Annotated in this window: 23 protein-coding genes and 1 pseudogene; 21 read left to right on the top strand and 3 right to left on the bottom strand. The window is 40.2% G+C overall.

Translation table 11 applies throughout. The features are described from left to right. The first annotated feature begins 649 nt into the window (after nucleotides 1-649). The 6 genes and pseudogenes from rpsP to HMPREF9957_RS07780 all read left to right on the top strand — a co-directional run bounded on the left by rpsP (nucleotide 650) and on the right by HMPREF9957_RS07780 (nucleotide 3,317). Nucleotides 650-922, top strand: a complete 273-nt coding sequence (gene rpsP, locus HMPREF9957_RS07805; RefSeq protein ID WP_000268760.1) for a 30S ribosomal protein S16 — start codon at nucleotides 650-652, stop codon at nucleotides 920-922. A 19-nt stretch (nucleotides 923-941) separates the two neighbouring features. Then, on the top strand, nucleotides 942-1,181 hold the full coding sequence (gene kphA / locus HMPREF9957_RS07800; protein ID WP_000379617.1) for an RNA-binding protein KphA: 240 nt from the start codon (nucleotides 942-944) through the stop codon (nucleotides 1,179-1,181). 186 nt (nucleotides 1,182-1,367) lie between these two features. Continuing rightward, nucleotides 1,368-1,712 (top strand): annotated as a pseudogene (locus HMPREF9957_RS07795) (MazG nucleotide pyrophosphohydrolase domain-containing protein); the annotation flags it as partial. A 27-nt stretch (nucleotides 1,713-1,739) separates the two neighbouring features. Continuing rightward, the gene (gene rimM / locus HMPREF9957_RS07790; RefSeq protein ID WP_001105892.1) at nucleotides 1,740-2,258 is read left to right on the top strand and encodes a ribosome maturation factor RimM; all 519 of its coding nucleotides are present in this window, start codon (nucleotides 1,740-1,742) and stop codon (nucleotides 2,256-2,258) included. Beyond that, nucleotides 2,248-2,967, top strand: coding sequence for a tRNA (guanosine(37)-N1)-methyltransferase TrmD (trmD, locus tag HMPREF9957_RS07785; protein ID WP_000686932.1), 720 nt, complete (start codon nucleotides 2,248-2,250; stop codon nucleotides 2,965-2,967). Before rimM ends, trmD begins: the two co-directional genes overlap by 11 nt. An 11-nt stretch (nucleotides 2,968-2,978) precedes the next feature. Next, nucleotides 2,979-3,317 (top strand): ATP cone domain-containing protein, encoded by a 339-nt coding sequence (locus HMPREF9957_RS07780; protein ID WP_001196040.1) that lies wholly within the window; start codon nucleotides 2,979-2,981, stop codon nucleotides 3,315-3,317. Between the two features lie 30 nt (nucleotides 3,318-3,347). Here the strand turns inward: HMPREF9957_RS07780 and HMPREF9957_RS07775 are convergent, their stop codons facing one another. Beyond that, entirely contained in the window at nucleotides 3,348-3,668 is a 321-nt protein-coding gene (locus tag HMPREF9957_RS07775; protein WP_001216095.1) for a hypothetical protein, read from the bottom strand. Between the two features lie 98 nt (nucleotides 3,669-3,766). Here HMPREF9957_RS07775 and HMPREF9957_RS07770 point away from each other — a divergent pair, with 98 nt between their 5' ends. After that, nucleotides 3,767-3,982: a YdbC family protein gene (locus HMPREF9957_RS07770; RefSeq protein WP_000807422.1), complete on the top strand. Its 216-nt coding sequence runs from the start codon at nucleotides 3,767-3,769 to the stop codon at nucleotides 3,980-3,982. A gap of 53 nt (nucleotides 3,983-4,035) precedes the next feature. Here HMPREF9957_RS07770 and HMPREF9957_RS07765 read toward each other — a convergent pair whose 3' ends face one another. Next, nucleotides 4,036-4,572, bottom strand: a complete 537-nt coding sequence (locus HMPREF9957_RS07765; RefSeq protein WP_000709043.1) for a biotin transporter BioY — start codon at nucleotides 4,570-4,572, stop codon at nucleotides 4,036-4,038. Between the two features lie 195 nt (nucleotides 4,573-4,767). Continuing rightward, nucleotides 4,768-6,114 carry a glutathione-disulfide reductase gene (gene gor / locus HMPREF9957_RS07760; RefSeq protein ID WP_001209600.1) on the bottom strand — a complete coding sequence of 449 codons (1,347 nt, stop codon included), beginning with the start codon at nucleotides 6,112-6,114 and terminating at the stop codon, nucleotides 4,768-4,770. A gap of 289 nt (nucleotides 6,115-6,403) precedes the next feature. Between gor and HMPREF9957_RS07755 the strand changes: the two genes are divergently transcribed. The 14 genes from HMPREF9957_RS07755 (at nucleotide 6,404) to HMPREF9957_RS07695 (ending at nucleotide 20,126) form a co-directional block, all read left to right on the top strand. Then, nucleotides 6,404-7,609, top strand: coding sequence for an efflux RND transporter periplasmic adaptor subunit (locus tag HMPREF9957_RS07755; RefSeq protein WP_025170707.1), 1,206 nt, complete (start codon nucleotides 6,404-6,406; stop codon nucleotides 7,607-7,609). Beyond that, entirely contained in the window at nucleotides 7,593-8,294 is a 702-nt protein-coding gene (locus HMPREF9957_RS07750) for an ABC transporter ATP-binding protein (protein WP_000811468.1), read from the top strand. Before HMPREF9957_RS07755 ends, HMPREF9957_RS07750 begins: the two co-directional genes overlap by 17 nt. 1 nt (nucleotide 8,295) lies before the next feature. After that, on the top strand, nucleotides 8,296-9,555 hold the full coding sequence (locus tag HMPREF9957_RS07745) for an ABC transporter permease (protein WP_001180414.1): 1,260 nt from the start codon (nucleotides 8,296-8,298) through the stop codon (nucleotides 9,553-9,555). 123 nt (nucleotides 9,556-9,678) lie between these two features. Then, nucleotides 9,679-11,676 carry a methionine--tRNA ligase gene (metG, locus tag HMPREF9957_RS07740; RefSeq protein WP_001291393.1) on the top strand — a complete coding sequence of 666 codons (1,998 nt, stop codon included), beginning with the start codon at nucleotides 9,679-9,681 and terminating at the stop codon, nucleotides 11,674-11,676. A 19-nt stretch (nucleotides 11,677-11,695) separates the two neighbouring features. Further along, nucleotides 11,696-12,007, top strand: coding sequence for a hypothetical protein (locus tag HMPREF9957_RS13585; protein WP_000960634.1), 312 nt, complete (start codon nucleotides 11,696-11,698; stop codon nucleotides 12,005-12,007). An 89-nt stretch (nucleotides 12,008-12,096) separates the two neighbouring features. Continuing rightward, the gene (locus HMPREF9957_RS07735) at nucleotides 12,097-12,417 is read left to right on the top strand and encodes a PadR family transcriptional regulator (protein WP_000665422.1); all 321 of its coding nucleotides are present in this window, start codon (nucleotides 12,097-12,099) and stop codon (nucleotides 12,415-12,417) included. A gap of 3 nt (nucleotides 12,418-12,420) precedes the next feature. Continuing rightward, nucleotides 12,421-13,236, top strand: coding sequence for a hypothetical protein (locus tag HMPREF9957_RS07730; protein WP_000738386.1), 816 nt, complete (start codon nucleotides 12,421-12,423; stop codon nucleotides 13,234-13,236). A gap of 74 nt (nucleotides 13,237-13,310) precedes the next feature. Then, the gene (locus tag HMPREF9957_RS07725) at nucleotides 13,311-14,237 is read left to right on the top strand and encodes an aldo/keto reductase (protein ID WP_001269467.1); all 927 of its coding nucleotides are present in this window, start codon (nucleotides 13,311-13,313) and stop codon (nucleotides 14,235-14,237) included. A 99-nt stretch (nucleotides 14,238-14,336) separates the two neighbouring features. After that, nucleotides 14,337-14,573: a DUF2829 domain-containing protein gene (locus tag HMPREF9957_RS07720; RefSeq protein WP_000141913.1), complete on the top strand. Its 237-nt coding sequence runs from the start codon at nucleotides 14,337-14,339 to the stop codon at nucleotides 14,571-14,573. After that, entirely contained in the window at nucleotides 14,566-15,264 is a 699-nt protein-coding gene (locus HMPREF9957_RS07715; RefSeq protein ID WP_000167124.1) for a 3-oxoacyl-ACP reductase, read from the top strand. Before HMPREF9957_RS07720 ends, HMPREF9957_RS07715 begins: the two co-directional genes overlap by 8 nt. A 138-nt stretch (nucleotides 15,265-15,402) precedes the next feature. After that, nucleotides 15,403-16,131 carry a GNAT family N-acetyltransferase gene (locus HMPREF9957_RS07710; RefSeq protein WP_000418698.1) on the top strand — a complete coding sequence of 243 codons (729 nt, stop codon included), beginning with the start codon at nucleotides 15,403-15,405 and terminating at the stop codon, nucleotides 16,129-16,131. Between the two features lie 41 nt (nucleotides 16,132-16,172). Beyond that, nucleotides 16,173-17,075, top strand: a complete 903-nt coding sequence (locus tag HMPREF9957_RS07705; RefSeq protein ID WP_000795802.1) for a putative PEP-binding protein — start codon at nucleotides 16,173-16,175, stop codon at nucleotides 17,073-17,075. Continuing rightward, the gene (locus HMPREF9957_RS07700; protein ID WP_025170705.1) at nucleotides 17,017-17,457 is read left to right on the top strand and encodes an ASCH domain-containing protein; all 441 of its coding nucleotides are present in this window, start codon (nucleotides 17,017-17,019) and stop codon (nucleotides 17,455-17,457) included. The genes HMPREF9957_RS07705 and HMPREF9957_RS07700 overlap by 59 nt, the downstream gene beginning before the upstream one ends. 122 nt (nucleotides 17,458-17,579) lie before the next feature. Beyond that, complete coding sequence (locus HMPREF9957_RS07695; RefSeq protein WP_001149090.1) at nucleotides 17,580-20,126, top strand: M1 family metallopeptidase; 2,547 nt, start codon at nucleotides 17,580-17,582, stop codon at nucleotides 20,124-20,126. Nucleotides 20,127-20,162 lie beyond the last annotated feature (36 nt).

Below are 20,162 nucleotides of genomic sequence, written 5' to 3'. Positions count from 1 at the left end.
TAAATTTTATGTTATAAATATATCACATTTAAATCTGGAAAGCAAGAATTTATGTGCCAAGGTGGCAATTATTTGAAAAATTTTTTTAATAAAAGCCCTCGATAGTCAAACAACTAAAGAATTCTTTGAAGCAATGCATCGGATTTGATTTGGATAGTTTCGTTAATAATATTTGATGATAAAGAATTTTTGGAAAATCTAGATACTGTATGAATCTCTACTTTTTTCTTAGACTGTTATAAACTCTCTCAGAATAAGCTTTGTAGGTGTAGAAGTTAATTTTTACAGAACTAAACTATTCCCCTATTTAGAATCTATTGATTCATATTTTATGAATTAATTAGTAGATATCATTCTTAAAATCCTTGATATTTCGCTTGGGATTTAGGAGTCAAGCATTCAAATCACGTTCAGGTGAGATGAAGGGCTTAACTTGGTGGTTTTTATCACATTTTTCTAAAATAGTATTCACTGATAGCCTCTTTCAAACATTTATTTCCTACTTCTAACAAATTTATAAATGGTTTAAAAATTTTATAGTCTGTCAAGTTTTTTTCTTGACACCTGTTAGAAATCTGCTATAATAGAACATGTGCTAAATAGCTCAGCTATTTCACCGAAATAAAAAATAAGAAAAGAGACTTTAAAAATGGCAGTTAAAATCCGTTTGACTCGTATGGGTTCTAAGAAAAAACCTTTCTACCGTATCAACGTAGCAGATTCACGTTCACCACGTGACGGACGTTTCATCGAAACAGTTGGAACATACAACCCACTTGTTGCTGAAAACCAAGTAACTTTGAAAGAAGACCGCGTTCTTGCATGGTTGGCTGATGGAGCTCAACCTTCAGATACAGTTCGCAACATCCTTTCAAAAGAAGGTGTATTGAAGAAATTCCACGATTCTAAATTCTCAAAATAAGTTTAAAGTAGGTTGACAGATGGATACGATTGAAAATCTCATTATTGCGATTGTGAAACCCTTAATTTCACAACCAGATGCCTTAACTATCAAGATTGAAGATACACCAGAATTTTTGGAATATCATTTGGATCTTGATCAAAGCGATGTGGGTCGTGTAATCGGTCGTAAGGGTCGCACTATTTCTGCGATAAGAACGATTGTCTACTCTGTCCCAACTGAAGACAAAAAAGTAAGAATCGTTATTGACGAAAAATAAGAAGAGCGGGACGGATGTCTCGCTTTTTTTGCAAGGAGCAGGATATGAAGGATTTAACGTTTAGACAATTACAAGACTAGTTATACTCAATGAAAATCAAAGAGCAAACTAGGAAGCTAGCCGCAGGCTGTACTGGAGTACGGCAAGGTGAAGCTGACGTAGTTTGAATTTGATTTTCGAAGAGTATTACTCGAACATTACCAGTAGTCTCGAACTGAGGAAGGTCTCTTTATGAAGTTAGTGGAGGAAGTCGGAGAAGTAGCTGAGGTTTTGAATGGTCGTTCTGGTAGAAAAGAGGGTATCAAGGACTCAAATGAGGAACTAGCAAAAGAACTGGCTGATATCATTCACTACACCGTCGCAATTGCGGCCATCAACGACATAGATCTAACCAAGACCATTTTTGAAAAAGACAAAAAGGCGGCTATCAAATATCAGCATGAACGAGATTTGGAAAGATGTTTGAAGGGGTACGAGAGTTGTTGTCCCCTTCCTCCAACTTGTGAAAATCCTTGGAACGTGATAAAATAAAGGATAGAAATAGATACAGGAGACAAGATGAACTACTTTAATGTTGGGAAAATCGTCAATACGCAAGGGTTGCAGGGTGAGATGCGAGTCTTGTCTGTGACAGATTTTGCAGAAGAACGGTTTAAAAAAGGGGCTGAGCTGGCCTTGTTTGATGAAAAAGATCAGTTTGTTCAAACAGTGACCATTGCTAGCCACCGTAAACAGAAGAACTTTGACATTATTAAATTCAAAGATATGTACCATATCAACGCTATCGAAAAGTATAAGGGGTACAGTCTCAAGGTTGCTGAGGAAGATTTGAATGATTTAGACGACGGTGAATTTTATTATCACGAGATTATCGGTTTGGAAGTCTATGAGGGTGATAACTTGATTGGAACCATCAAAGAAATCCTGCAACCAGGTGCCAACGATGTCTGGGTGGTCAAGCGAAAAGGCAAGCGTGATTTGTTATTGCCTTATATCCCACCCGTGGTTCTCAATGTTGATATTCCAAATAACCGAGTCGATGTGGAAATCTTAGAAGGGTTAGACGATGAAGATTGATATTTTAACCCTTTTTCCAGAGATGTTTTCTCCGCTAGAACACTCCATCGTTGGAAAGGCACGTGAAAAAGGGCTCTTGGATATCCAGTATCATAATTTTCGAGAATATGCTGAAAAGGCTCGCCATGTCGACGATGAGCCCTACGGAGGCGGTCAGGGGATGTTGCTCCGAGCTCAACCCATTTTCGATGCCTTTGATGCTATTGAAAAGAAAAATCCGCGCGTCATTCTCCTCGATCCTGCTGGAAAGCAGTTTGATCAAGCTTATGCTGAGGATTTGGCTCAAGAGGAAGAGCTAATCTTTATCTGTGGGCACTATGAGGGTTATGATGAGCGTATTAAGACCTTGGTGACAGATGAGATTTCCCTGGGCGACTATGTCTTGACTGGTGGGGAATTGGCGGCCATGACTATGATTGATGCTACGGTACGCCTGATTCCAGAAGTGATTGGTAAGGAGTCTAGCCACCAAGATGATAGTTTTTCTTCTGGCCTTCTCGAATATCCTCAATACACACGTCCCTATGATTATCGAGGCATGGTTGTACCGGATATTCTGATGAGCGGGCACCATGAAAAGATTCGTCAGTGGCGCCTGTATGAGAGTCTAAAGAAAACCTATAAACGCAGACCGGATTTGCTTGAACATTATCAACTGACAGCAGAAGAAGAAAAAATGCTGGCAGAAATCAAAGAAAACAAAGAATAAAGGAGAAACCTATGCAAGTAATCAAACGTGATGGAGAAATTGCTGAATTTAATCCAGATAAGATTTACCAAGCTATCTTAAAGGCAGCTCAGACTGTCTATGTATTGACAGATGATTTGCGTCAAAACCTTGCACAAGTCACTAAGAAAGTGGTTTTGGATTTGGAAGAAGCCAAGGTGGAACGTGCTACCATTAGCATGATTCAGTCTATGGTTGAACATCGTTTACTGGGAGCAGGTTACATTACCATCGCAGAACACTACATTTCCTATCGTTTACAACGTGACTTGGAAAGAAGTGGTTATGGAGATCATATCGCAGTTCATTTACATTTTGAACAAATTCGCTAAGAAAAAAGAGTGGGATGAAGCAACTACATCTCACTCTTTCTTAAATCTATTTTTTTGGGCTGTTTGGATGGTTGAAGGCACAAATCGCAGGCGTTGAATATCGCTTATGCGGATAATACGGGTCACATTTTTGGCAAAATTTTTCACGATAATTTGCTGGCGTTGCTGATCGTATTTGATGATATCACCTGTAAAGCTTGTCTCAGACAAGATAAGGTGAACAGCAGTTTGTTTCTGGATAGCCTCTTCAATAGTGGCTGTAAGGGAGTTGCTTTCAGTATGGTCAGGTTGGTCATGTCCATTTAAAAAGTCATGTATTTTATCTAAAACTTGCTGGAATTTATGTCTCATAGTGGCCTCCCTTCTTTTATATCAATATTATATAAAATTTTCGTAAAATCTACAAGATTTTACGAATAATCAAATGAAAGCTAAAAAAGGAGAAGAAAATGGCAGAATTTACATTTGAAATTGAAGAGCACTTGTTGACTCTTTCTGAAAACGAAAAAGGTTGGACCAAGGAAATCAACCGTGTGAGCTTTAATGGTGCCCCTGCAAAGTTTGATATTCGTGCTTGGAGTCCAGATCATACTAAAATGGGCAAGGGGATTACTCTCTCCAATGAAGAATTTCAAACAATGGTGGATGCTTTTAAAGGCAACTAAGTTTTCAAAATGAAAGAAAAGGATATTGAGTCATGACAACTCGATATCCTTTTTTAGTTAGCAAAGTAAGCCTGATTTTTAAGGCGTTGAAGTAGTGGACGGCTAATAAAACTAATAGCCAGAAGTTTACCAAGGTCTGGAATGATAAAGGGAATGACCCCCACAACAAGAGCTTTTTCAAATGCCATTCCAGCTAGAAAATGCAAGCTGAGAATCCCGCCGACAAAGACAAGGGCATCACCCAAGAGGTTTGCAAGAAAAATCTTGACAACACCACTATCGCTGCTAGTTAGGGAGGAAGTAAGTCCAGAGTATACAAGATAAAACCAAAGATAACCCGCAGTAGGACCAACCAACGCCTGCAATCCTGCTCCACCTCCTGCAAAAACAGGAAGACCGATGGCACCTAGAAGAAGATAAAGTCCAACAGAAAGTACAGCCTCTCTGGGTCTAAAGACAGTAGCAATCAAGCCGATTGCAAAGTTTTGCAGAGTGAAGGGGACGGGTCCAATTGGAAGACTGATTTGTGCCAAAACAGCAATGAGAGCAGCCCCAATAGCTGGGATGGCATAAACGTGAGCTTTTTTCAAAATAGTTAACCTCTTTTATAATGTATAGTAACTATTATACTCGTAGAGTAATCATTGTCAACCAATTTTTAAAAACAAGATAACAAAAACTGTAACGGCCGATTTGATTCACAAGAGAAGTTGGATAATTGTTTTGTTGATTCGAAAACATCAAAAAAGAAGCAGACACAGTTGTATCAGCTTCTTTTATTTCGATTAACGCATGGTTACAAATTCTTCAGATGCAGTTGGGTGAATTGCCACAGTTGCATCAAAGTCAGCCTTGGTTGCTCCCATTTTGATAGCAACAGCAAAGCCTTGAATCATTTCATCAACACCATAGCCAATTCCATGAAGTCCGACAACTTTTTCTTCTGAACCAGCTGTGATCAATTTGAAACGGGATTCTTGTCTATTGCTAGTAACGGCAGAGTACATAGATGCAAAGCTTGATTTGTAAACCTTGATTTGGTCTTGACCGTATTCTTTAATAGCTTGCTCTTCGGTCAATCCAACCGTTCCGATAGCAGGGTGTGAAAAGACAACGGTTGGAATAGTTGAGTAGTCCATTTTAGCAGTTGTTTTTCCGTTAAAGAGACGTTCAGATAGGGTACGCCCAGCCTTGATAGCAACTGGAGTCAGTTCTTTTTCACCTGTTACATCACCTAGAGCGTAGATTCCTTCAACAACAGTATTTTGGTATTCATCCACTTGGATAAAGCCACGTTCGTTCAGGGTTACTCCAGCTTTTTCAAGTTGCAATCCCTTAACGTTTGGACGGCGACCAGTAGCCCAGATAACTTGGCTAGCTGTGTGACTGGTACCATCTTCGAAATGAATAGTAATGCCTTCAGCAGTTTTTTCTAACTTGGCAGGGACTTTGTGAGTATGAAGTGGTAAGTTGGTTCTTTCCATTTCCTTGACCAAACCTTCAACGATGTAAGAGTCAAAACCACGTAAAGGGCGATCACGGCGAACAAAGAGGTCTGTCTTGACACCAAAAGTGTGGAGTACGCCAGCCAATTCCACAGCGATATAACCAGCGCCTAGAATGGCAACTGACTCTGGAAGTTCTTCCCAGGCAAATACATCATCAGAAGAGCCACCTAGCTCAGCACCAGGAATATTTGGAATACTTGGATGGGCACCTGTAGCAATCACGATATGTTTAGCACGAATCAGTTCACCATTTACGCTGACAGTATGAGAATCTACAAATTCAGCATGGCCTTCAATCAAGTCTACACCGTTACGTTTAAAACTGCCATCATAAGAAGAACGAGCGCGATCAATGTAGGCTTCACGATTGCGACGTAGGGTTGCAAAGTCAAAGTTAAGATTAGTAGTCTTAAAGCCGTAGTCTTCTCCAAATTGATGGAAAGTCTCAGCGATTTGCGCCCCGTACCACATGATTTTTTTCGGAACACAACCGACGTTAACACAGGTTCCACCTAATTTCTTTTCCTCAATAACGGCTGCTTTAGCTCCGTGTTCACCAGCACGGTTCATGGTAGCAATTCCTCCGCTACCTCCACCGATAGCGATGATATCGTATTCTCTCATTGAAAACTCCTTTGTACTCTTTTAAATAGTCGAGTGTCATTTTTTGATAGTCATATTCTATCTTTTTTTTGATTTGATTGCAAAAATCTGCTACGTACAAAAAAATTCAAGAAAAGGCTTGCAAAAAAGAAAAATAAAGTGTATGATATAACTAGTACAATGATTGTAAAATGAATTCCGAACAATAATTAAATCCTGAAATGTCATTATTTCGTTCTGAAATGTTATTGTTTCAAATTGATAATTTTTGTATAATATTGTTAAGAACTTTAAATCAAAAAGGAGTTTCATTATGAAAAAGAATGGTAAAGCTAAAAAGTGGCAATTGTATGCAGCAATTGGTGCTGCGAGTGTAGTTGTATTAGGTGCTGGGGGGATTTTGCTCTTTAGACAACCATCTCAGACTGCTGTAAAAGATGAGGCTACTCATCTTGTTGTTGCCAAGGAAGGAAGCGTGGCATCCTCTGTTTTATTGTCAGGGACAGTAACAGCAAAAAATGAACAATATGTTTATTTTGATGCTAGTAAGGGAGATTTAGATGAAATCCTTGTTTCTGTGGGTGATAAAGTCAGTGAAGGGCAGGCTTTAGTCAAGTACAGTAGTTCAGAAGCCCAGGCGGCCTATGATTCAGCGAGTCGGGCAGTAGCTAAGGCAGATCGTCATATCAATGAACTCAATCAAGCACGAAATGAAGCCGCTTCAGCTCCGGCTCCTCAAGCCTCTGCGCCAGCAGGAGGAGAAGATGCAACGGTGCAAAGCCCAACTCCAGTGGCTGGAAATTCTGTTGCTTCTATTGACGCTCAGTTGGGTGATGCCCGTGATGCTCGTGCAGATGCAGCAGCACAATTAAGTAAGGCTCAAAGTCAGTTAGATGCAATGACGGTTCTCAGTACCCTAGAGGGAACTGTGGTCGAAGTCAACCACAATGTTTCTAAATCTCCAACAGGAGCTAGCCAAGTAGTCGTTCATGTCGTAAGTAATGAAAACTTGCAAGTTAAGGGAGAACTATCTGAATATAACCTCGCCAACCTATCTGTAGGTCAAGAAGTAAGCTTTACTTCTAAAGTGTATCCTGATAAAAAATGGACTGGGAAATTAAGCTATATTTCTGACTATCCTAAAAACAATGGTGAAGCAGCTAGTCCAGCTGCCGCAGCAGGTGGTAATTCTGGTTCTAAATATCCATATACCATCGATGTTACAAGTGAAATCGGTGATTTGAAACAAGGATTCTCAGTAAGTGTTGAGGTCAAGAATAAGAGTAAAGCCATTTTGGTTCCTCTAACAAGTGTTGTGACTGAAAATGATAAGAACTATGTCTGGGTACTTGACGAGCAGAAAAAGGCCAAGAAAGTGGAAGTTGGTTTGGGCAATGCTGATGCAGACAACCAAGAAATCACTTCAGGTCTGACAAATGGAGTCAAGGTCATCAGTAATCCAACATCTTCCTTGGAAGAAGGAAAAGAGGTGAAGGCTGATGAAGCAACTAATTAGTCTAAAAAATATCTGCAGAAGTTACCGTAACGGTGACCAAGAACTGCAGGTTCTCAAAAATATCAACCTAGAAGTGAATGAGGGTGAATTTGTTGCCATCATGGGACCATCTGGTTCAGGTAAGTCTACTCTCATGAATACGATTGGTATGTTGGATACACCAAGTAGTGGAGAGTATTATCTTGAAGGTCAAGAAGTGGCTGGATTGGGTGAAAAACAACTAGCTAAGGTTCGCAACAAACAAATCGGATTTGTCTTTCAACAGTTCTTTCTTCTATCTAAACTCAATGCTCTGCAAAATGTAGAATTGCCCTTGATTTACGCAGGAGTTTCGGCTTCAAAACGGCGCAAGTTAGCTGAGGAATATCTGGATAAGGTTGAATTGACTGAGCGTAGTCACCATTTACCTTCAGAATTATCTGGTGGTCAAAAGCAACGTGTAGCTATTGCGCGTGCCTTGGTAAACAATCCTTCTATTATTCTAGCAGACGAACCGACAGGAGCCTTGGATACCAAAACAGGTAATCAAATCATGCAGCTATTGGTTGACTTGAACAAAGAAGGAAAAACCATTATCATGGTAACGCATGAGCCTGAAATAGCTGCTTATGCCAAACGTCAGATTGTCATTCGCGATGGAGTTATTTCATCTGATAGTGCTCAGTTAGAAAAGGAGGAAAACTAAGATGCAGAATCTGAAATTTGCCTTTTCATCTATTATGGCTCACAAGATGCGTTCTTTGCTTACCATGATTGGGATTATTATCGGTGTTTCATCAGTTGTTGTGATTATGGCTCTAGGTGACTCCCTATCTCGTCAACTCAACAAAGATATGACCAAATCTCAGAAGAATATTAGTGTCTTTTTCTCTTCTAAAAAAAGTAAAGATGGGTCTTTTACTCAGAAACAATCAGCTTTTACGGTTTCTGGAAAAGAAGAGGAAGTTCATGTTGAACCACCAAAACCGCAAGAATCTTGGGTCAAGGAGGCAGCCAAACTCAAGGGAGTGGATAACTACTATGTAACCAACTCAACGAACGCCATTTTGACTTATAAAGATAAAAAGGTTGAAAATGCTAATTTGACAGGTGGAAACAGAACTTATATGGAGGCTGTTAATAATGAAATTCTTGCGGGACGTAGTCTGAGAGAACAAGATTTCAAAGAATTTGCAAGTGTCATTTTGCTTGATGAAGAATTATCCATTAGTTTATTTGGCTCTCCTCAAGAGGCTATTAACAAGATTGTAGAAGTCAATGGATTTAGTTACCGGGTTATTGGGGTTTATACTAGTCCAGAGGCTAAACGTTCAAAAATATATGGTTTTGGTGGCTTGCCCATTACCACAAATACTTCCCTTGCTGCGAATTTTAATGTAGATGAAATAGCTAATATTGTCTTTCGAGTGAATGACACAAGCTTGACTCAAACTCTGGGTCCAGAATTAGCACGAAAAATGACAGAGCTTGCTGGCTTGCAACAGGGAGAATATCAAGTGGCAGATGAGTCAGCTGCATTTGCAGAAGTTCAACAAACGTTTAGTTTTATGACGACGATTATTAGTGCCATTGCAGGTATTTCTCTCTTTGTTGGAGGAACTGGTGTTATGAATATCATGCTGGTTTCGGTGACAGAGCGTACCCGTGAAATTGGTCTCCGTAAGGCTTTGGGTGCAACACGTGCTAATATTTTAATCCAGTTTTTGATTGAATCCATGATTTTGACCTTGTTAGGTGGCTTGATTGGATTGACAATTGCAAGTGGTTTAACTGCCTTAGCAGGTTTGCTATTGCAAGGCTTGATTGCGGGTATAGAAGTGGGAGTATCGATCCCAGTTGCCCTATTTAGTCTTGCAGTTTCGGCTAGCGTAGGTATCGTTTTTGGAGTCTTGCCAGCCAACAAGGCATCGAAACTTGATCCAATTGAAGCTCTTCGTTATGAATAGAATAAACAAGATGGACACTCGTCTATCTTGTTTTTATATAGATTTCCCTATCGAAAATCCTTAAAAATGTGATATAATGAAGTGTTAGAAAAACAGGTTTCATTTGCCTGGAAAGGAAAAATTATGTCTGAAAAGAATTTTTATATTACAACACCGATTTACTATCCATCTGGTAAACTTCATATCGGTTCTGCCTACACAACAATCGCCTGTGATGTCCTAGCACGTTACAAACGTCTGATGGGCTACGATGTCTTTTATTTGACAGGTCTTGATGAGCATGGTCAAAAGATTCAACAAAAAGCAGAAGAGGCTGGCATTACACCACAAGCCTATGTTGATGGAATGGCAGTTGGAGTCAAAGAACTCTGGCAATTACTCGATATCTCATACGATAAATTCATCCGTACAACGGATGACTACCATGAAAAAGTTGTCGCACAGGTCTTTGAGCGCTTGCTGGCTCAAGATGATATCTATTTGGGTGAATACTCTGGTTGGTATTCAGTTTCAGATGAGGAATTCTTTACAGAAAGCCAGCTTGCGGAAGTTTTCCGTGATGAAGCTGGAAATGTAACTGGTGGAATCGCTCCATCAGGTCACGAAGTGGAATGGGTTTCTGAAGAATCATACTTCCTTCGCCTCAGCAAATACCAAGATCGTTTGGTTGAATTTTTCAAGTCCCATCCTGAATTTATCACTCCAGATGGTCGTCTGAATGAAATGCTTCGCAACTTCATCGAGCCAGGTTTAGAGGATTTGGCAGTTTCTCGTACAACCTTTACCTGGGGTGTTCCAGTACCATCAAATCCTAAACACGTTGTCTATGTTTGGTTTGATGCTCTGCTCAACTATGTGACAGCTCTTGGCTACGATCAAGACGAACACGCTAACTTTGACAAGTTCTGGAACGGAACAGTCTTCCACATGGTTGGAAAAGACATCCTTCGTTTTCACTCTATCTACTGGCCAATCCTTCTTATGATGTTGGATATCAAATTGCCAGAACGTTTGATTGGTCATGGTTGGTTTGTCATGAAAGACGGTAAGATGTCTAAGTCTAAAGGGAATGTTGTCTATCCTGAAATGTTGATAGAGCGTTTTGGACTAGATCCACTTCGTTACTACCTCATGCGTAGCCTTCCAGTTGGTTCAGACGGAACCTTCACTCCTGAAGACTATGTAGGCCGTATCAACTATGAATTGGCCAATGACCTTGGAAACCTCCTCAATCGTACGGTTTCTATGATTAACAAGTACTTTGATGGACAAATTCCTGCCTATGTAGAAGGGGTGACTGAATTTGACAATGCTCTTGCTGATGTTGCAGAACAATCAATTGCTGACTACCATACATACATGGAAGCAGTTGACTACCCACGTGCCCTTGAAGCAGTCTGGACCCTCATCTCTCGTACTAATAAATACATCGACGAGACAGCTCCATGGGTCTTGGCCAAGGATGAAGCTCTTCGTAACCAATTGGCAAGTGTCATGAGCCACTTGGCAGCTAGCCTTCGTGTCGTCGCTCACTTGATTGAGCCGTTTATGATGGAAACCAGTCGTGCAGTTTTGACTCAACTTGGTTTATCAGAAGTTGCTAGCCTTGAGAACTTGAGCTTGGTTGATTTCCCTGCAGGTGTGACTGTAGTTGCTAAAGGAACACCAATCTTCCCACGCCTGGATATGGAAGAAGAAATCGCCTATATCAAGGAACAAATGGAAGGCAACAAACCAGCAGTCGAAACAGAGTGGAACCCAGACGAAGTTGAACTCAAACTAAACAAGGAAGAAATCAAGTTTGAAGACTTTGACAAGGTTGAAATCCGTGTCGCAGAAGTCAAAGAAGTGTCTAAAGTAGAAGGTTCAGATAAGTTGCTTCAATTCCGCTTGGATGCTGGTGATGGTGAAGACCGTCAAATCCTCTCAGGAATTGCAAAATACTATCCAAATGAACAAGAATTGGTCGGCAAGAAAGTTCAAATTGTTGCCAACCTCAAACCACGTAAAATGATGAAAAAATATGTCAGCCAAGGGATGATCCTATCAGCTGAACATGATGGACAATTAACCCTTCTTACAGTTGATCCAGCTGTACCAAACGGAAGTGTGATTGGGTAACAATGGACAGGACTAGTTCATGCTAGTTCTGTTTTTTTATTTACACTCAATGAAAATCAAAGAGCAAACTAGGAAACTAGCCGCAGGTTGCTCAAAGCACTGCTTTGAGGTTGTAGATGAAACTGACGAAGTCAGCTCAAAACACTGTTTTGAGGTTGTGGATAGAACTGACGAAGTCAGCTCAAAACACTGCTTTGAGGTTGTAGATGAAACTGACGAAGTCAGCTCAAAACACTGTTTTGAGGTTGTAGATAGAACTGACGAAGTCAGTAACCATATCTACAGTAAGGCGACGCTGACGTTGTTTGAAGAGATTTTCGAAGAGTATTAACTATTATGCTTTACAAACTAGTGTAGAAGTAGTATACTATAGGTGGAGCTACTAGTAGGTATTACAAAATAGATTAGAAGGAGGAAGGGATGAAGGAAACTCAGCTATTAAAAGGTGTTCTTGAAGGTTGTGTCTTGGATATGATTGGTCAAAAAGAGCGATATGGTTATGAGTTGGTTCAGACTTTGCGAGAGGCTGGATTTGATACTATCGTTCCAGGAACTATTTATCCTTTGTTGCAAAAGTTAGAAAAAAATCAATGGATAAGAGGCGACATGCGCCCGTCGCCAGATGGTCCAGATCGGAAGTATTTTTCGTTAACTAAAGAAGGAGAAGAGCGTGTCTCGGTCTTTTGGCAACAATGGGACGATTTAAGTCAAAAAGTTGAAGGGATTAAGAATGGGGGGTAAACCATGAAGAAAATGAAGTATTACGAAGAAACAAGCGCTTTGCTGCATGAGTTTTCTGAGGAGAATCAAAAGTATTTTGAGGAGCTGTGGGATAGTTTTAATCTTGCTGGATTTCTCTATGATGAAGACTATCTCAGAGAGCAGATTTATTTGATGATGTTAGATTTCTCAGAAGCAGAACGAGATGGCATGAGTGCAGAGGATTATTTAGGTAAGAATCCTAAAAAAATAATGAAAGAGATTCTCAAGGAAGCACCACGCAGTTCTATCAAGGAGTCCCTTTTGACACCAATTTTTGTCCTAGCGATATTACGTTACTATCATCTACTGGGTGATTTTTCTAAAGGTCCTCTCTTAACAGTCAATTTGCTCACATTTTTAGGGCAACTTCTTCTTTTTCTGATTGGATTTGGACTTGTGGCCACAATCTTACGTTGGGGGCTAGTCCAAGATTCTCCTAAAATGAAAATTGGCACTTATATTGTCGTTGGAATTCTTGTTCTGTTAGTCGTTCTAGGATATGTAGGAATGGCAAGTTTCATACAAGAAGGAGCCTTTTATCTTCCTGCTCCCTGGGATAGTTTATCTGTCTTTACGATTTCCCTAGTCATCAGTATTTGGAATTGGAAAGAAGCGATTTTTCGTCCCTTTGTCAGTATGATTGTTGCCCATCTTGTGGTAGGGTCTCTGCTCCGTTATTATGCGTGGATGGGCATTTCAAATGTTTTCCTTACAAAATTCATTCCTTTAGCTGTTCTTTTTATTGGCATTTTTCTCTTGTTCCGTGGGTTTAAGAAGATAAAATGGAGTGAAATATAGTCAAAAAGCCGTTGCAAAGCGGTTTTTTGTTATAATGAAGGGAAGAATGTTAGAAATTAAAGGAGAAAAATTTGATGAGATACATAACTCTTGGTCAAGATGACAAAGAATTATCAGAAATTGTTCTCGGAATGATGAGAATAAAAGATAAGTCTGTAAAAGAAGTTGAAGAGCTTGTAGAAACAGCACTTTCTGTTGGAATCAATGCTTTCGACTTGGCTGATATATATGGTCGTGGTCGTTGTGAAGAACTGTTAGGTCTTGTCCTAAAAAATCGTCCAGATTTAAGAGAAAAGATGTGGATTCAGTCCAAATGTGGCATTCGCATAGAAGAATTTACCTATTTTGATTTTTCTAAGGACTATATTATAAAATCAGTAGACGGTATTTTGCAAAGATTGAAGATTGATCATCTGGACAGCTTGCTTCTTCATCGACCAGATGCTTTGATGGAATCTGACCAAGTAGCAGAAGCCTTTGATCTCCTTTATAAACAAGGTAAGGTTCGAAATTTTGGAGTTTCTAATCAAAATCCCATGATGATGGAGTTGCTTAAAAAAGATGTCAAGCAGCCGTTAGCTGTTAATCAGCTACAATTGAGTGCGGCTTTTACTCCAGGATTCGAATCAGGTTTTCATGTTAATATGGAAGATAGTCAAGCAGCTATGCGAGATGGCAGCATTTTTGAATATTGCAAATTACACGATGTGGTCATTCAAGCATGGTCTGTCTTACAATTCGGGTATTTTAGAGGGAATTTTGTTGGCAATGAGAAATTTCAAGCTTTAAATCAAGTACTTGAGCGTTTAGCTATTAAATATGGAGTAACTTCTTCAACTATTGCCATTTCTTGGATATTACGCTACCCAGCCAAAATGCAGGCAGTCGTAGGTACAACAAATCCTAAGCATTTGATAGAAGCTAGCCAAGCGACAAACTTTAATTTAACAAGAAAAGAATGGTATGAAATTTATCTTGCTGCAGGAAATAATTTGCCGTAAGTAGAAGCAGATGTAAATAAATCACAGTCAAAAAGCCGTTTTAAAGCGGTTTTTTTGTTATAATGAAGGGAAGAATTATTGATATTAAAGGAGATAAACATGACATTTGAAGAAATTCTACCTGGGTTAAAGGCTAAGAAAAAATATGTACGTACTGGTTGGGGAGGTGCTGAAAACTATGTCCAACTCTTTGATACCATCGAGCAAAATGGTGTGGCTTTAGAGGTAACTCCTTATTTTTTGATTAACGTTTCTGGCGAAGGAGAAGGATTTTCAATGTGGAGCCCGACACCTTGTGATGTTTTGGCGACGGATTGGGTAGAAGTGCATGACTAAACGTGTACTCGTTACAGGTGTGAGTTCAGGCATTGGATTGGCGCAGGCTCGACTTTTTTTAGAGAAGGGCTATCAAGTTTATGGAGTGGACCAAGGTGAAAATCCATTCCTACAGGGTGATTTCCATTTTTTACAGAGAGATTTGACCTTGGACTTGGAGCCTATTTTTGACTGGTGTCCTCAGGTTGATGTTTTGTGCAATACTGCTGGAGTTTTGGATGCTTACAAACCGCTTTTGGAACAGACAGCACAGGAAATTCAAGAGATTTTTGAAATCAATTATGTGACTCCTGTTGAGTTGACTCGGCATTATTTGACACAAATGTTGGAGAATAAAAAAGGAATCATTATCAATATGTGCTCCATTGCTTCGAGCCTAGCAGGTGGCGGTGGACACGCCTATACTTCATCTAAGCATGCTTTGGCTGGCTTCACCAAGCAGCTAGCTTTAGACTATGCAGAAGCTGGGATTCAGGTCTTTGGGATTGCTCCAGGAGCAGTCAAGACGGGTATGACCGCTGCGGATTTTGAGCCAGGTGGATTGGCTGACTGGGTTGCTAGTGAAACACCAATCAAGCGCTGGATCGAGCCAGAGGAAGTAGCAGAGCTTAGTCTTTTCTTAGCAAGTGAAAAAGCAAGGGCCATGCAAGGACAAATTCTGACTATTGATGGTGGCTGGTCTTTGAAGTAGGTGGAGTTGGATGGATATTCAAGAGATCACAGAAGAAAATGCATCGCCATTAGTCTTGAAGGTTAAGTCTGAATTATTAGGATTTCCAGAATTGGACAAGACCTTGTATATGAATTGGAAGGTGAAGTAGGGGGGATAATGGAACTATTTAAAACATGGAAGAAAAATATGGTTCTCTATGGTCTTAAATCTCAAATCGGAACTGTCTACCGAAACAGTGATAGGACAACAAGCTTTTATGATGTTGGGAATTTTCTATACCTAGCAGGGGAGTTGGATTCCAGATTTTGGGAAGATTTTGTTAGGAAATATGGTTTAGATTATAAGATTATTATTTCAGAAAATACCAATTGGCAAGATTTTCTGCATCGGAAAGTGGGGTTAAATTCTTTTACTCGCTATTCTTTTAAAGATAAGGCAAATTTTCAGGTTGAATTTTTAAATAATCTAGTTACTCATTTAGAGGAAGGTTACAATATTGTGCCTATTGATAATCATATTTATAACTGCTTTTCTGAGGAAGAATGGTCACAGGATTTACAGGGGGATTTTGAGTCCTATCAGGATTTTGTTTTAAAAGGTGGATTTGGCTTTGTGATTCTTAAAAATAATGAACTGATTGCTGGGATTTCCTCAGGGTTAGTTTACTGTGAAGCGGTTGAAGTGGAAGTTGCAACTAGACCAAACGAACAAGGAAATGGATTTGCTAAAAAGCTTGGTGCTGCAATGATTCTAGAGAGTTTAAATAGAGATATGTTTCCACTTTGGGATGCTCATAACGAGGCTTCCAAAAAAGTAGCAGAATTTTTAGGATATGAGTTAGCTGAACCTTATGAAGCTTTTGAACTAGAGGGAAATTTCACATAATTATATATGATATTGTATCTTTTAAGACGAGGTGAATAGCTATGAAAAACCAACTGGCTCTTAGTGGCGAAAAACTTGATGAAAAAGTTTACCCACAACTATTTCATCATGTTGGCATGATTCGTGGGGAATACTTGTTGAGAGAACTCAACCAAAACATACTACTACCAAGTTGTCAGCAATTTGTAAAAGATTATCTAGAGACTATCTGTTCCTTGTACTCAGATGAGGAGATCTGGTATCGTTTTTCTGAATTAACGAATATAGAAGCCAATTGTTTAGAGGGAACTAAAGAGCATTTTGACGAAGGGCATCCTTTGTTTGGTTATAGAGGGACCAGGCGTTTACTGGTGTGTCCAGATGAATTTCAGGCTGAGGCAAATGTCGTTACAGAAGTTTATCAAACCAATCCTAATCTGTCTGTTATTTTTCCTTTTGTCAATGATGCTGAGCAGTTAAAGCAAGCTATCACAGTATTACGTCAGCATGGTTTTACTGGAAAAGTCGCCACAATGATTGAATTACCGTCAGCTTATTTTGACTTGGACAGGATACTGGAAACTAGTATTTCAAAGATTATAGTTGGAATGAATGATTTGACTTCTTTTGTTTTTGCGACTGTGAGAAACAGTCAATGGCATGATATGGAAAGTCCAATAATGTTAGATATGCTGAGACAGATGCAGGATAAAGCAAGGACGAAAAAGATTGACTTTGCTGTGGCAGGTTATCTGAATGCTTCCTTCATACAAAAAATGAATCTGATGGGTATCAAGTGCATTATCCACTACAGTTCTATTCCAGAGATTTTTGATTTAGAGATTGACTATCCAGACCACCTCAAACGTGTAAAAGAAGTGAGTATAAATTACAAAGGAGCAACCCATGACACCGCAAGAAATGTGGAATGCCTACAAGCAAATCAATCCCTCAATTGGAGATGAGATAGATGCTTGGGCTTTTGGAGTGGAACCAGACCTTTTAGCAGATTTGGTTTTAAGAGGCGAAAAGACTGCAACAGCTTCAGCCTACGACCTCTATGCACTAGAAGATGAACCCCTTCCGCAAGAAGGCACCTTTGACATCATTTTAGATAGTCAAAATCAGGCTGTCTGCATTGTCGAAATTACAAAGGTTTCTGTTGAATCCTTCAATCAAGTTTCTGCTGACCATGCCTTTAAGGAAGGGGAAGGTGACAAATCTTTAGCCTATTGGCGTCAGGTTCATGAGGACTTTTTCACCGAGTGGATGAGGGAGGCAGGACAGATTTTTACACCTGACAGCAAGGTTGTTTTAGAAGAATTTCGCAAGGTCTACCCTCTGTAGACTGTTAGACGGAAGAAAGTTTTGGAAATCGCTGTCCAATCCTTTTTTCTTAGACAAAACATGATATAATAAGTTTGTTTGAAGAAGAGCAGCAGCTCTTAAACTTAGAATAGGAGAAAACTATGCAAGCAGTTGAACATTTTATTAAGCAATTTGTTCCTGAACATTATGATTTATTTTTAGACTTGAGTCGTGAGACCAAGACGTTTTCTGGTAAGGTGACCATCAATGGTCAAGCACATAGTGACCGTATTTCCCTTCATCAAAAAGACTTGGAAATCGCTTCTATAGAAGTTGCAGGTCAAGCTCGTCCATTTACAGTTGACCATGAAAATGAAGCCCTTCATTTTGAACTTGCGGAAGCAGGTCAAGTTGAAGTGGTTATCGCTTTCTCAGGAAAAATTACAGATAACATGACAGGGATCTACCCTTCTTACTATACAGTTGATGGAGTCAAGAAGGAGGTCTTGTCTACTCAGTTTGAGAGCCATTTTGCGCGCGAAGCCTTCCCATGTGTGGATGAGCCTGAAGCCAAAGCAACTTTTGACCTCTCTCTACGTTTTGACCAAGCAGAAGGTGAATTGGCCTTGTCAAACATGCCAGAAATCGATGTTGAAAACCGTAAGGAAACAGGTATCTGGAAGTTTGAGACAACACCTCGCATGTCTTCTTACTTGTTAGCCTTTGTTGCGGGTGATTTGCAAGGTGTGACGGCTAAAACTAAAAACGGTACCCTCGTAGGTGTCTACTCAACCAAAGCCCACCCACTATCTAACCTTGATTTCTCACTGGATATCGCTGTTCGCTCTATCGAGTTTTACGAGGATTACTACGGAGTCAAGTATCCAATCCCTCAATCTCTCCACATCGCCCTTCCCGACTTTTCAGCTGGAGCTATGGAAAACTGGGGTCTTGTGACCTACCGTGAAGTTTACTTGGTTGTCGATGAGAACTCTACATTTGCCAGCCGTCAACAAGTTGCCCTTGTTGTAGCCCATGAATTGGCTCACCAATGGTTTGGGAACCTCGTGACTATGAAATGGTGGGATGACCTTTGGCTCAATGAAAGCTTTGCTAACATGATGGAGTACGTCTGTGTGGATGCTATTGAACCAAGCTGGAATATCTTTGAAGATTTCCAAACAGGTGGAGTGCCTCACGCTCTTGAACGTGACGCAACTGATGGTGTTCAGTCTGTTCACGTCGAAGTCAAACACCCAGATGAAATCAATACGCTCTTTGATGGCGCTATCGTCTATGCCAAAGGAAGCCGTCTCATGCACATGCTTCGCCGTTGGCTAGGAGATGCTGATTTTGCCAAAGGTTTGCATGCCTACTTTGAAAAACATCAGTACAGCAATACAATTGGTCGTGACCTTTGGGATGCCCTTGGTCAAGCGTCAGGACGTGATGTCGCAGCCTTTATGGATTCTTGGTTAGAACAGCCTGGTTATCCAGTTCTCACTGTTGAAGTTGAAAATGATGTTTTGAAGATTTCACAAAAACAATTCTTCATCGGTGAGCACGAAGACAAGAACCGTCTCTGGGTTGTGCCGCTGAATAGTAACTGGAAAGGCTTGCCTGATACACTTGAAACAGAAAGTATCGAAATCCCTGGCTACGCAGCTCTTCTTGCTGAAAACAAAACAGCACTTCGTCTCAACACTGAAAATACAGCCCACTACATTACCGACTATCAAGGAGACTTGTTGGATGCAGTTCTTGCTGACCTAGTTAATCTTGATAACACAAGTAAACTTCAAATCGTCCAAGAACGTCGTTTGCTTGCTGAGGCAGGGCACATTTCTTATGCTGACTTGCTCCCAGTTCTTGATAAACTTGCTAAGGAAGAATCTTACCTTGTCGTTTCAGCTGTTTCTGAAGTAATTTCTGCTCTTGAGCGCTTTATCGATGAAGGAACAGAAGCTGAAAGAGCCTTCAAAGCCTTGGTTGCTAAATTGGCTCGTCACAACTATGACCGTCTTGGTTTTGAAGCTAAAGATGGAGAATCAGATGAGGATGAATTGGTTCGTCAGTTAGCCATTTCTATGATGATTCGCTCAAATGATGCAGAAGCGAGTCAAGTCGCTAGCCAAATCTTCGCGGCTCACAAGGAGAATCTTGCAGGACTTCCAGCAGCAATTCGCTCACAAGTTCTGATCAATGAGATGAAACATCATGAGACTAAAGACTTGTTAGCACTTTATCTTGATACTTATACTCACGCAACAGATGCTGTCTTTAAACGTCAGTTGGCAGCAGCTCTTGCCTACAGTACAGATGCGGACAATATCCAAACCTTGATTGCTGCTTGGAAGGACAAATTTGTGGTCAAACCACAAGACTTGTCTGCTTGGTATTACCAATTCCTAGCTCACAAAGCAACTCAGGAAACAGCTTGGTCTTGGGCGCGTGAAAACTGGGCTTGGATTAAGGCAGCTCTTGGTGGAGATATGAGCTTTGATAGCTTTGTTATCCTTCCTGCACACGTATTTAAGACTCAGCAACGCTTGGCAGAGTACAAGGAATTCTTTGAGCCACAACTTTCTGACCTTGCTCTTAGCCGTAACATCGGTATGGGAATCAAGGAAATTGCAGCGCGTGTTGACTTGATTAACCGTGAAAAAGCTGCAGTGGAAGCAGTCGTTCTTCAATATGAGAAAGCTTAAACATTCGTAAAATAATAAAAACTCAACTTTCTCTCT

The organism is Streptococcus mitis SK1080 (assembly GCF_000220085.1).
GTDB classification, from domain to species: Bacteria; Bacillota; Bacilli; order Lactobacillales; family Streptococcaceae; genus Streptococcus; species Streptococcus mitis_K.
This window is presented reverse-complemented; position numbering and strand designations above follow the sequence as displayed.